This window comes from Serratia sp. KG1D, from assembly GCF_037150675.1.
In the GTDB taxonomy this organism is placed as follows: domain Bacteria; phylum Pseudomonadota; class Gammaproteobacteria; order Enterobacterales; family Enterobacteriaceae; genus Serratia; species Serratia nematodiphila.
Window position 1 is genome coordinate 369,470 of record NZ_JBAGIH010000004.1, and the last position, 12,262, is coordinate 381,731.

The 12,262-nt window shown below is 58.7% G+C and carries 11 protein-coding genes; 9 read left to right on the forward strand and 2 right to left on the reverse strand.

The window, feature by feature from the left end:
* Positions 1 to 105: 105 nt before the first annotated feature.
* Positions 106 to 1,272: a Na+/H+ antiporter NhaA gene (gene nhaA / locus WFM45_RS19865; RefSeq protein ID WP_049187973.1), complete on the forward strand. Its 1,167-nt coding sequence runs from the start codon at positions 106 to 108 to the stop codon at positions 1,270 to 1,272.
* A gap of 192 nt (positions 1,273 to 1,464) precedes the next feature.
* Positions 1,465 to 2,364 (forward strand): transcriptional activator NhaR, encoded by a 900-nt coding sequence (gene nhaR, locus WFM45_RS19870; protein ID WP_004932962.1) that lies wholly within the window; start codon positions 1,465 to 1,467, stop codon positions 2,362 to 2,364.
* A gap of 71 nt (positions 2,365 to 2,435) precedes the next feature.
* On the opposite strand, the gene rpsT is transcribed toward nhaR, so the two are convergent.
* Positions 2,436 to 2,699 (reverse strand): 30S ribosomal protein S20, encoded by a 264-nt coding sequence (gene rpsT / locus WFM45_RS19875; RefSeq protein ID WP_004932960.1) that lies wholly within the window; start codon positions 2,697 to 2,699, stop codon positions 2,436 to 2,438.
* 390 nt (positions 2,700 to 3,089) lie between these two features.
* Here rpsT and ribF point away from each other — a divergent pair, with 390 nt between their 5' ends.
* The 5 genes from ribF (at position 3,090) to ispH (ending at position 8,930) form a co-directional block, all read left to right on the forward strand.
* Positions 3,090 to 4,028: a bifunctional riboflavin kinase/FAD synthetase gene (gene ribF / locus WFM45_RS19880; RefSeq protein ID WP_015376612.1), complete on the forward strand. Its 939-nt coding sequence runs from the start codon at positions 3,090 to 3,092 to the stop codon at positions 4,026 to 4,028.
* A gap of 156 nt (positions 4,029 to 4,184) precedes the next feature.
* Positions 4,185 to 7,001, forward strand: coding sequence for an isoleucine--tRNA ligase (gene ileS / locus WFM45_RS19885; RefSeq protein ID WP_060558555.1), 2,817 nt, complete (start codon positions 4,185 to 4,187; stop codon positions 6,999 to 7,001).
* A 13-nt stretch (positions 7,002 to 7,014) separates the two neighbouring features.
* Complete coding sequence (gene lspA, locus WFM45_RS19890; protein WP_004932951.1) at positions 7,015 to 7,524, forward strand: signal peptidase II; 510 nt, start codon at positions 7,015 to 7,017, stop codon at positions 7,522 to 7,524.
* 1 nt (position 7,525) lies between these two features.
* Positions 7,526 to 7,996, forward strand: a complete 471-nt coding sequence (gene fkpB, locus WFM45_RS19895) for an FKBP-type peptidyl-prolyl cis-trans isomerase (protein WP_004932949.1) — start codon at positions 7,526 to 7,528, stop codon at positions 7,994 to 7,996.
* Positions 7,977 to 8,930 (forward strand): 4-hydroxy-3-methylbut-2-enyl diphosphate reductase, encoded by a 954-nt coding sequence (ispH, locus tag WFM45_RS19900; RefSeq protein WP_048326109.1) that lies wholly within the window; start codon positions 7,977 to 7,979, stop codon positions 8,928 to 8,930. Before fkpB ends, ispH begins: the two co-directional genes overlap by 20 nt.
* Before the next feature lie 271 nt (positions 8,931 to 9,201).
* On the opposite strand, the gene WFM45_RS19905 is transcribed toward ispH, so the two are convergent.
* Positions 9,202 to 10,128, reverse strand: coding sequence for a LysR family transcriptional regulator (locus tag WFM45_RS19905; RefSeq protein WP_004932941.1), 927 nt, complete (start codon positions 10,126 to 10,128; stop codon positions 9,202 to 9,204).
* A gap of 191 nt (positions 10,129 to 10,319) precedes the next feature.
* Between WFM45_RS19905 and pvcA the strand changes: the two genes are divergently transcribed.
* Both pvcA and WFM45_RS19915 read left to right on the forward strand, forming a co-directional pair.
* Positions 10,320 to 11,288, forward strand: a complete 969-nt coding sequence (gene pvcA / locus WFM45_RS19910) for an L-tyrosine isonitrile synthase (protein WP_033631761.1) — start codon at positions 10,320 to 10,322, stop codon at positions 11,286 to 11,288.
* Positions 11,289 to 11,384: 96 nt separating this feature from the next.
* Positions 11,385 to 12,248: a TauD/TfdA dioxygenase family protein gene (locus WFM45_RS19915; RefSeq protein WP_016929131.1), complete on the forward strand. Its 864-nt coding sequence runs from the start codon at positions 11,385 to 11,387 to the stop codon at positions 12,246 to 12,248.
* Positions 12,249 to 12,262 lie beyond the last annotated feature (14 nt).

The window sequence follows — 12,262 nt, forward strand, 5'->3', positions numbered from 1 at the left end:
TAGCATTTATAAACTTATTTTTTCGAACTAAAACGCCCTCTATACTCACTTCATGACTGTGGTTCGCAGGGCGCTATGTCCTGCACAGATTTGGAGAGACGTACTGTGACTAACATCATTCGTCAATTTTTACGTCAGGAAGCCGCGGGCGGTATCATTCTGATCGCGGCGGCGATCGTCGCCCTGATCATGGCCAATACCCCGGCGCAGGGGATCTATCAGGCATTCCTTAACCTGCCGGTGATGGTGAAGGTAGCTTCGCTGGAGATCGCTAAGCCGCTGCTGCTGTGGATAAACGACGGCCTGATGGCCATCTTCTTCCTGGTGGTGGGGCTGGAGGTCAAGCGCGAGCTGATGCAAGGCTCGCTGTCCGGGCGCGACAAAGCGGTGTTTCCGGCGATCGCCGCACTGGGCGGCATGTTGGCGCCGGCGCTGATTTACCTACTGTTCAACGGCGCGGATGAAGTCACTCGCCAGGGTTGGGCGATCCCGGCCGCGACCGACATCGCCTTTGCGCTGGGCGTCATGGCCTTGCTGGGCAACCGCGTGCCGACCAGCCTGAAAGTGTTCCTGCTGGCGTTGGCGATCATCGACGACCTGGGCGTGATTATCATCATCGCGCTGTTCTACACCCACGAAGTGTCGATGGTGGCGCTGGGCGTGGCGGCGGCGGCGACGGTGCTGCTGGCGGTGATGAACTGGCGCGGCGTGGGCAAGACCTCGCTGTATATGATGGTCGGCCTGGTGCTGTGGGTGGCGATCCTCAAGTCCGGGGTGCATGCGACGCTGGCCGGGGTGATTGTCGGCTTTATGATCCCGCTGAACGTCAAAAAGGGGCCATCGCCGTCGGAAACGCTGGAGCATGAGCTGCACCCTTGGGTCGCGTTTATGATCCTGCCGCTGTTCGCTTTCGCCAACGCCGGGGTCTCTTTGCAGGGCGTATCGCTGGATGGGTTGACGTCGCTGCTGCCGGTCGGGATTGCGGCTGGCCTGTTTATCGGCAAGCCGCTGGGGATTTTCCTCTTCAGCCTGCTGGCGGTGAAAATGGGCATCGCCCGTTTGCCTGAAGGCATCGGCTTCAAACAGGTGTTTGCCGTTTCGGTGCTTTGCGGCATTGGTTTTACCATGTCGATTTTTATCGCCTCGCTGGCGTTCGGCGATGCGGATGCGGCGCTCAGCACCTATTCCCGCCTGGGGATCCTGTTGGGCTCCACCACTGCGGCGGTGGTAGGGTATGGATTACTGCGTCTGGCGTTGCCGCGCGTGCGTTAATCCTGAATGTGCCCGGTAAGGGCACATAATAAAATGGCTGGTCGGAGCTGTACGGTATAAAATATGTGCAGCTTCGGCCGTTCTTCGTTGGGACTAATGGGGCTATACGTTGTCTGAAGCAGGGAAAGGAAGTTTGTCGCTCGTCACGGCACACCGTTTGCCGCTGCGAAACGTTGTTAAGGAGAGCCGCTCGTGAGGATGTCGCATATCAACTTTAATCACCTTTACTATTTCTGGCAGGTCTGCAAGGCCGGTTCCGTGGTCGGTGCCGCCGAAGCGTTGTTTCTGACGCCGCAGACCATCACCGGCCAGATCAAAGCGCTGGAAGAGCGGTTGGACGGCAAGCTGTTCAAACGCCAGGGGCGCGGGTTGGTGCCTTCGGAGCTGGGGCAGTTGGTGTTCCGCTATGCCGACAAGATGTTTATGCTCAGCCAGGAAATGCTGGATATCGTCAACTACCGCAAAGAGTCCAACCTGTTGTTCGACGTCGGCGTGGCGGACGCGCTGTCGAAGCGGCTGGTCAGCCAAGTATTGGAAACGGCGGTGGTGGTGGACAACGAGCAGATCCACCTGCGTTGCTTTGAATCGACGCACGAGATGCTGCTGGAGCAGCTCAGCCAGCACAAGCTGGATATGATCCTGTCGGATTGCCCGGTGGACTCCAGCCAGCAGGAAGGGCTGTTCTCGCTGAAGCTGGGCGAGTGCGGCATCAGCTTTTTCTGTCGCCAGCCGGCGCCGGAGCTGCCGTTCCCGGCTTGCCTGGAGCAGCGCAAGCTGCTGATCCCCGGCCGCCGTTCGATGCTGGGGCGCAAGCTGCTCAACTGGTTCAATACGCAGGGCATTCAGGTGGAAATTCTGGGCGAGTTCGACGATGCGGCGCTGATGAAGGCCTTTGGCATGTACCACAATGCGATCTTCGTGGCGCCGACGCTGTATGCGCAGGATACCTACAACGATGACAACGTGGTGGAGATTGGGCGCATCGACAGCGTGCAGGAGGAGTATTACATCATCTTCGCCGAGCGCATGATCCAGCATCCGGCGGTGCAGCGCGTCTGCAACAAAGACTTCTCGGCGCTGTTTTCCTGCTAGCGGTTCACTGAACGCAGGACGTAAAAAAACCGGCCTGAGCCGGTTTTTTTATCAAGCAGATAACGAAATGCTTATTGCATTGCGTTGATGCGTGCAGTCAGGTTTGACTTATGACGCGCTGCTTTGTTTTTGTGGATCAGGCCTTTAGCTGCCTGACGGTCCACCAGTGGCTGCATTACCAGGAATGCATTTTGTGCTGCTTCTTTGTCGCCAGCTGCGATAGCTGCGTCTACCTTCTTGATGAAGGTACGCACCATTGAGCGACGGCTTGCGTTATGCTTGCGGCGTTTCTCAGACTGTACGGCGCGTTTCTTAGCTGATTTGATATTAGCCAAGGTCCAACTCCCAAATATATTCTATTGAGGACAATTCAAAGGCCGAGGAATATGCCCTTTTAGCCTTCGTTTGTCAATGGATTTGTGCAAATAAGCGCCGTTTGTACAGGCGGCACTCGCTACGTTGTGATGGCGCAGGATTTTACCAGCTTCGCTCTTGGGAATACAGTGTTTCGCGAGAAAATTCGCCAATGATTTGCCGCGGCGGGCGCAAGCCGTTGGCCGCGGTCGAGAATCGCCCCGGCAGCGCCGGATAAACTGCGGCGAAGCCGTTTCACGCGCAGATTATCTCCGGTATGGTATGTCTATTACATAAAGGCACCAATCGCGGGTTAACCTTACCGGCTGTACAAGGTATAATCCGCCGATTTCCACTGTTTTGAGCCAGCTATGGAGCTAATTCGCGGCATTCACAATATCCGGGCGCGCCACCATGGTTGCGTGCTCACCATCGGCAACTTTGACGGCGTGCATCGCGGCCATCAGGCGTTGCTGGAACAGTTGAAGCAACAGGGGAAACGCCTCGGGCTGCCAGTGATGGTCATGATCTTTGAGCCGCAGCCGCTGGAGATGTTCGCCGCAGACAAAGCGCCGGCCCGTTTGACGCGCCTGCGCGACAAGGCCAACTATCTGGCGCAGGCGGGCGTCGATTACCTGCTGTGCGTCAAGTTCGATCCGCGTTTCGCCGCCAACACCGCGCAGGCGTTCGTCGCCGAGCTGCTGGTGGAAAAACTGGGCGTCAAATTCCTGATGGTGGGGGATGATTTTCGCTTTGGCGCCGGGCGTCAGGGCGATTTTCCGCTATTGCAGCAGGCCGGAAAAGAGTACGGCTTCGACGTGGTCAGCACCCCGACCTTCCGCGAAGGCGAGCGGCGCATCAGCAGCACCGCGATCCGCACTGCGCTGAGCGAGGACGATCTGCCGCTGGCGGAGACCCTGCTGGGCCACCCGTACAGCATTTCCGGGCGCGTGGTGCACGGCGACGAGCTGGGGCGCACCATCGGCTTCCCGACCGCCAATTTGCCGCTCAAGCGTCTGGTGGCGCCGGTGAAAGGAGTGTATGCGGTCGAAGTGTACGGCCTGGGGCCGAAGCCGCTGCCGGGCGTGGCCAATATCGGCACGCGCCCGACCGTCGCCGGCGTGCGCCAGCAGCTGGAAGTGCATCTGCTGGATGTCACAATGGATCTTTACGGGCGCCATATTGAGGTGGTGCTCCGCGCAAAATTGCGCAATGAACAGCGGTTTGCTTCGCTCGATGCCCTGAAGCAGCAAATCGCCAATGATGTGGTGACGGCCCGGAAGTTCTTCGGGTTAAAAACACTGGTTTAATCGTTTACCCTAAACAATTCGAGTTGCATCGCGGCGGCAACCGCGCGAACCCCGATGAGCTTGCACAGGCAAGTGATTCGGGTGAGAAAGGGCGGCCGACAAAGATGCAGCTTGAAGTGTGACGGGTAAATAGCCGAAAACGGAAACGAGAATCTCATGAGTGACTACAAGAATACCCTGAACTTGCCGGAAACAGGGTTCCCGATGCGCGGCGATCTCGCCAAGCGCGAACCTGGCATGCTGCAACGTTGGTATGAACAGGATCTGTACGGGATGATTCGTACTGCCAAAAAGGGCAAAAAAACCTTCATTTTGCATGACGGCCCTCCGTATGCGAACGGCAGCATTCACATTGGTCACTCGGTTAACAAGATTCTCAAAGACATTATCATCAAGTCGAAAGGGATGGCCGGCTTCGACTCGCCTTATGTGCCGGGTTGGGACTGCCACGGCCTGCCGATCGAACTGAAGGTTGAGCAACTGTACGGCAAGCCGGGCGAGAAGCTGACGGCGGCCGAGTTCCGCCAGAAGTGCCGCGAGTACGCGGCCGAGCAGGTTGAAGGCCAGAAGAAGGACTTCATCCGTCTGGGCGTGTTGGGTGACTGGGATCGACCGTACCTGACGATGGACTTCAAAACCGAAGCCAACATCATCCGCGCGCTGGGCAAGATCATCAGCAACGGCCACCTGCTGAAAGGCGCCAAGCCGGTTCACTGGTGCACCGACTGTGGCTCGTCGCTGGCGGAAGCGGAAGTGGAGTACTACGACAAGACTTCGCCGTCGATCGACGTGAGCTTCCATGCGGCCGACGCGGCTGCCGTGGCGGCCAAGTTCGGCGTGAGCCACTTCAACGGCGCCATCTCGCTGGTTATCTGGACCACCACGCCGTGGACCTTGCCGGCCAACCGAGCGATCTCGCTGCACCCGGACTTCACCTATCAACTGGTGCAGGTTGACGGCCAGTGCCTGATCCTGGCGGCCGAACTGGTGGAAAGCGTGATGAAACGCGCCGGCATCACCGAGTGGACAGTGCTGGGCAGCTGCAAAGGCGCCGATCTGGAGCTGCTGCGCTTCAAACACCCGTTCATGGACTTCGACGTGCCGGCGATCCTCGGCGAGCACGTGACGCTGGACGCCGGTACCGGTGCGGTGCATACCGCGCCGGGCCACGGCCCGGACGACTTCGTGATCGGCCAGAAATACGGCCTGGAAGTGGCCAACCCGGTAGGGCCGAACGGCTGCTACCTGACCGGCACCTACCCGCTGCTGGACGGCAAGTTCGTCTTCAAGGCCAACGATCTGATCGTCGATCTGCTGCGTGACAAAGGCGCGCTGCTGCACGTCGAGAAGTTCCTGCACAGTTATCCGTGCTGCTGGCGCCACAAGACGCCGATCATCTTCCGCGCCACGCCGCAATGGTTCATCAGCATGGATCAGAAAGGCCTGCGTCAGCAGTCGCTGGAAGAGATCAAGGGCGTGCAGTGGATCCCGGATTGGGGCCAGGCGCGCATCGAAATGATGGTCGCCAACCGCCCGGACTGGTGCATCTCGCGTCAGCGCACCTGGGGCGTGCCGATGTCGCTGTTCGTGCACAAAGAGACCGAACAGCTGCACCCGCGCAGCGTTGAGCTGATGGAAGAAGTGGCCAAACGCGTCGAGCAAGACGGCATTCAGGCCTGGTGGGATCTGGACGCGGCCGACATCCTCGGCGCGGAAGCCGCCGACTACGTGAAAGTGCCGGATACGCTGGACGTGTGGTTCGATTCCGGTTCCACCCACGCCTCGGTTGTCGACGTGCGCCCTGAGTTTAACGGCCACGGCGCCGACATGTATCTGGAAGGCTCCGACCAGCATCGCGGCTGGTTCATGTCATCGCTGATGATCTCCACCGCGATGAAGGGCAAAGCGCCGTACAAGGAAGTGCTGACCCACGGCTTCACCGTCGACGGACAGGGCCGCAAGATGTCCAAGTCGATCGGCAACACCGTCAGCCCGCAGGACGTGATGAACAAGCTGGGCGGCGACATTCTGCGTCTGTGGGTGGCGTCGACCGATTACACCGGCGAGATCGCGGTGTCCGACGAGATCCTCAAGCGTTCCGCCGACGCTTATCGCCGCATCCGCAACACCGCGCGCTTCCTGCTGGCCAACCTGAACGGGTTTGAGCCAAGCACCGATTGCGTGGCGCCGGAAGACATGGTGGTGCTGGATCGCTGGGCGGTCGGCCGCGCGCTGGCGGCGCAGCAGGATATCGAGCAGGCTTACGCCAACTACGATTTCCACGAAGTGGTGCAGCGCCTGATGCAGTTCTGCTCGGTCGAGATGGGCTCCTTCTACCTGGATATCATCAAGGATCGTCAGTACACCGCCAAGAGCGACAGCGTCGCTCGCCGCAGCTGCCAGACCGCGCTGTATCACATCGTCGAAGCGCTGGTGCGCTGGATGGCGCCTATCATGTCGTTCACCGCAGACGAGATCTGGGGCTTCATGCCGGGCAAACGCGCGCAGTACGTGTTCACTGAAGAGTGGTACGACGGTCTGTTCGGGCTGGCGGAAGGCGAGCCGATGAACGACGCTTTCTGGGCTGAGCTGCTGAAAGTGCGCGGTGAAGTGAACAAGGTGCTGGAGCAGGCGCGTGCCGACAAACGCCTCGGCGGTTCGCTGGAAGCGGCGGTGACGCTGTATGCCGACAGCGAGTTGGCGGCGCGTCTGAATAGCCTGCAGGATGAGCTGCGCTTTGTGTTGTTGACCTCTGCGGCAAGCGTTGCGCCATTGGCGGATGCGCCAGCCGATGCGCAGGCCTCCGAGCTGCTGAAAGGGCTGAAGATCGCCTTCAGCACAGCGCCAGGTGAGAAGTGCCCGCGCTGCTGGCATTACACCACCGATATCGGCCTGGTGGCGGAGCATGCAGACATCTGCGGCCGCTGTGTGAGCAACGTCGCCGGTGACGGCGAGAAGCGTAACTTTGCCTGAGAACTTGCGCCTGATGAGTAAACCAATTTGTTCGACCGGCCTGCGTTGGCTGTGGGTTGTAGTGGCGGTGCTGGCGCTGGATTTCGGCAGCAAACAGTGGATCCTCGCTAACTTTACGCTGGGCCAGTCCCAGCCGTTGATCCCGTCGTTCAACCTGTTTTACGCGCGCAACTACGGCGCCGCGTTCAGCTTCCTGGCCGACCATGGCGGTTGGCAGCGCTGGTTCTTTGCCGGCATCGCCATCGCTATCGTCGCGGTGCTGCTGGTGATGATGTACCGCAGCACCGCGCAGCAGAAGCTGAACAACATCGCCTACGCCTTTATTATCGGCGGGGCGTTGGGCAACCTGTTCGATCGCCTGTGGCACGGTTTCGTGGTCGACTTCATCGACTTCTACGTCGGTGATTGGCACTACCCGACCTTCAATCTGGCGGACAGCTTTATCTGCGTGGGTGCGGCGATGATCGTGCTGGAAGGTTTCCTGTCGCCGGCGAGTAAAGGCGCAAAGAGTAAAGGTGAGTAATATGACGGCTCAGGTTATCAGTGACAGCGCGGTGCTGGTTCACTTCACGCTGAAACTGGAAGACGGTTCGACCGCCGAATCCACCCGCAGCAGCGGCAAACCGGCGCTGTTCCGCCTGGGTGACGGCAGCCTGTCGGCGCCGCTGGAAGAGCAACTGCTCGGCCTGCGCGCGGGCGACAAGTGCGCCTTTACCCTGCAGCCGGAAGCGGCGTTCGGCGCGGAGAATCCGGATCTGGTCCAGTTCTTCTCGCGCCGCGACTTCGCGGAAACCGGCGTGCCGGACGTAGGTACCATCATGCTGTTTACCGCCATCGACGGCAGTGAAATGCCGGGCGTGGTGCGCGCGGTGGCGGAAGATTCGATCACCGTCGATTTCAACCATCCGCTGGCGGGCCATCCGGTGACCTTCGATATCGAAGTGCTGGAGATCGATCCGCAGCAGGAGGAGACGCATGCAAATATTGCTGGCTAACCCGCGCGGCTTCTGCGCCGGGGTTGATCGTGCGATCAGCATCGTGGAACGTGCGCTGGAGCTGTACGGTGCGCCGATCTACGTGCGACATGAAGTGGTGCACAACCGCTACGTGGTCGACAGCCTGCGTGAGCGCGGCGCCGTGTTTATCGAAGAGATCGCCGAAGTGCCGGACGGCTCTATCCTGATCTTTTCGGCGCACGGCGTTTCTCAGGCGGTGCGCGCCGAAGCCAAGGCGCGCGATCTGACCATGCTGTTCGACGCCACCTGTCCGCTGGTGACCAAGGTGCATATGGAAGTGGCGCGCGCCAGCCGCCGCGGCACCGAAGCGATTCTGATCGGCCATGCCGGGCACCCGGAGGTGGAAGGCACCATGGGCCAGTACAGCAATCCGCAGGGCGGCATGTACCTGGTCGAGTCGCCGGATGACGTGTGGAAGCTGCAGGTGAAGGACGAAAACAACCTGTGCTTCATGACGCAGACTACGCTGTCGGTGGATGATACCTCGGACGTGATCGACGCGCTGCGTCAGCGTTTCCCGAATATTATCGGGCCACGTAAGGATGACATTTGCTACGCCACCACCAACCGTCAGGAAGCGGTGCGCAACCTGGCCGGCGATGCGGACGTGGTGCTGGTGGTGGGGTCGAAGAACTCCTCCAACTCTAACCGCCTGGCGGAACTGGCGCAGCGCGTCGGCAAACCGGCTTATCTGATCGATTCGGCGGCGGATATTCAGGAAAGCTGGCTGAGCGAAGCACGCAATATTGGCGTTACCGCCGGCGCCTCGGCACCGGATGTGCTGGTGCAGGAGGTGATCTCTCGCCTGAAAGCGCTGGGCGGCCTGGACGTGCATGAAATCAGCGGGCGTGAAGAGAACATCGTGTTCGAAGTGCCGAAAGAGCTACGCGTGGACGTCCGTCAGATTGACTGAGGTGCGTGAGTGAATGACAACGGGGAGCTTAGGCTTCCCGTTTTTTTTGGAATGCCAACGGCATTAAAAATAAAATGCTGAGTATATTCAAATTTTCTGCTAACTAAAGTCAAATTTATTCTGAGTATTTGAAATAGCGGTGGCGTCATTAATTATATAGGCTGAATGAAGTCATTAAATAGAATATCATTAGGCTGCAATCTAAATAGGGCCTGGTGTCGTCAACGTGATTACAATAATTACAATAGTAGTCTTGCAGATGTTTCTTATTTTATTCTTGTCGAATCTGTTCTAGGTCGTTTAATCCTTTCTCCTTTAAATAGAGCTTCATATGTTCCAGCAATCGCCGGACTTTTAATGGCTGGATCTCCCGTCGCGGCATAATGGCATAGCAATTAATTTCCGGTAATCGCCAGTCGGGCAATATTTCAATCAGCTCGCCGCTGCGCAACTCTCGCTCGACGTTGGCGAAGAAATTGCGAATGATGCCTTTGCCGGTCAGCGCCAGCTCCTTCATCGCCATGCCGCTGTTGGTGAACAGTCGCCCGGTCATGCGCATGCGGTGCTCGCCGCCGTCGCGATGGATCAGGCGAACAAACTGCGGATTGCCGAGCGGCGTAAAGGTGACCCAATGATGATGGGTCAGCGCCTGCGGCGAATCCGGCACTCCGTGGTGTGCCAGGTAGGCCGGGGAAGCGCACAGCACTTCGCGGCAGCGCGCCAGCCGCGTTGAGACGTAGCTGGAGTCAGCCAGCGCGCCGCCGCGTATTGCCAGATCGATGCGTTGCGCGATGAGGTCTATTCTCTCATCGTGGATTTCCAACCGCAGCGTGATGCGCGGGTGTTCGTCGAGGAAGCTCTGCAGCGCCGGCACCAGATAATGGGTGGCGAATTCGGTCGAGGTGGCGACGCGCAGTTCACCGACCAGCTCGCCGCGCAGCGCGGCGATCCGCTGTTGCCCGCGCTCGGCGGCGTGGATCATCAGCAGACAATCTTCATAAAAGCACAATCCGGCTTCGGTCAGGCTCAATGAGCGCGTCGATCGCAACAGTAATTGAATGCCCAGATGTTCCTCCAGCTGGCGAATATGCTGGCTGACGGCCGATGTCGTCATGCCCAATTCTTTTGCCGCCATGCTGAATGCGCCACAATCGACCACTTTTGAGAAAATGGCCATGCGTTTTAAAATATTGCTCATAGTTTGTTAAGCACAACTTAACCTAGATTGTGATTTATACGGGCTAATAATATAGCACCATCTTTCCTATATTGCCTGAAGCATATAAACGACGGGCTGATTATTATTTTGCATGCGCTTTATCTCTTTTTGATAAATCTTATTGCGCTTGCCAATAATACACCCGCGCCACATCGCAACAGGAGCTCATTGTGGATAGCGCACAGAAAAAAGAAGAAATAGCATTAAAAATCCTACGTGAATTATTGCAATATCGACGTCGCCTCATCGCCGACGATGCTTCTCTGGCTGAAGAAGAGCGGCAGGTCACTCAGGTGCAATTGCCGCGCATTCGGGCATTCATTGAAAACGACCAGCGCATCGAATTCGTGCTGCCAGCTTTTCCGACCAAGTCACCCAACGCCAATAAGGTGATAGGCGCGGCGCCGGACATGGCGGAGCGGCTGTCGCTGATCTTCCTGAACTCGCTGTGCCAGCGCATTCAACTCTATTACCCGCCGGGCGCGCATATCGTTATCTGTTCCGACGGCCACGTGTTCGGCGATCTGATCCGCGTCAGCGACGAAGCGATCAACCATTATCAACGTGAGATTGAAAGCCTGCTGCATGAAGTGGGCGCGACGCATCTCAGCGTATTCAACCTCGGCGACGTCAAAGGCCTGGCGGAGCATACCGATGACTACGATCTGCTGCGCCGGCTGTTGGTGGACGGCTATGCCGAATCGGAAGAGGCGATCAAGCGCCAGCTGATGCAGGACGAGCAGGGATTAATGCTGTATCGCGCCATCACGCGCTTCTTGTATGAAGACAGCCAGCTGCCGGGCTACAGCGGTTCCAACGCCGCGCTGCAAAAAGACGCCAAACGGCGCGCCTGCGGTGTTATCCAGCGCAGCTGGGCCTGGGGCAACCTGCTGGCCCAGCATTTCCCGGCGGCGATCCGCCTGTCGATTCACCCGCAGCCGGCCGACAGCCTGAAGATAGGCATCCACATGATGCCGACCAAAGACGACTGGCTGACGCCGTGGCATGGCGTGGCAGCCAACGTGAACGGCCAGTTTGTGCTGATGAAGCGTAAAGATGCGCAGAGCCTGAACGGCGAATTGGTGGAGATCCGCGGCACGCCGAGCCATTACCTGATCGAACAACCGCAGATGGCCTGAGGCCGCTGCAGGCTTTTGCGCCCGAAATCCTGGCGGACGCGTTTTTGACGGCACGTTGCCGTGTGAGCAGCACATTCGATGCAAGGAGAATCACCGATGAATAACCAACCGCTTAATTGCCATATTCAACCGAATACCCCGTTTGGCGCGATCCTGACGCCGCAGCATCCGGGGCAAAAGATCGGCGAACTGCCGGTGGCAGCGCTGCGGGCGCTGGCGCAGGAGCATCACTTGCTGGTGCTGCGCGGATTCGACTCCGGTTTCAGCGATGGGGAGGTTCTGACGCGCTACGCCGAGCAGTGGGGCGAGATCATGATGTGGCCGTTTGGCGCGGTGCTGGACGTGAAGGAACATCCGGACGCCAAGGATCATATTTTCGACAGCAGCTACGTCCCGCTGCATTGGGATGGCATGTATAAGCCGACTATTCCCGAGTTCCAGCTGTTCCACTGCGTGGCGGCGCCGTCGCCGGACGAAGGCGGGTGCACGACCTTCGTCGACACCACGCGCTTGCTGGCCAATGCGGACGAAGCGTTGCTGGATCAGTGGCTGTCGGTCTCGATCACCTACCGCATCAAGCAGGTGGTGCACTACGGCGGTGAAGTCTGTTCGCCGCTGGTGGTGCAGCACCCGAACGGCAGGGGCTTGATCATGCGCTACAATGAACCGCCGACGGAGGGGAAAAAATTCCTCAATCAACATGCGCTGGAATATCACGGCGTGCCGGAACAACAGCAGGAACAGTTCCACCACACTCTGCAGCAGCATCTGTACGATCCGCGTCACTATTATGCCCACCAATGGCAACAGGGCGACGTGGTGGTGGCGGACAACTTCTCGCTGCTGCATGGGCGTGAGGGCTTCACCGCCCGTTCCGCGCGTCATTTGCAGCGCGTGCATATTCAGAGCAACCCGGTGTGCGCCAATCTGGCGCTGAAGCCGGCTAACGCAGAAGCGTAAAGGAGCATTATGGC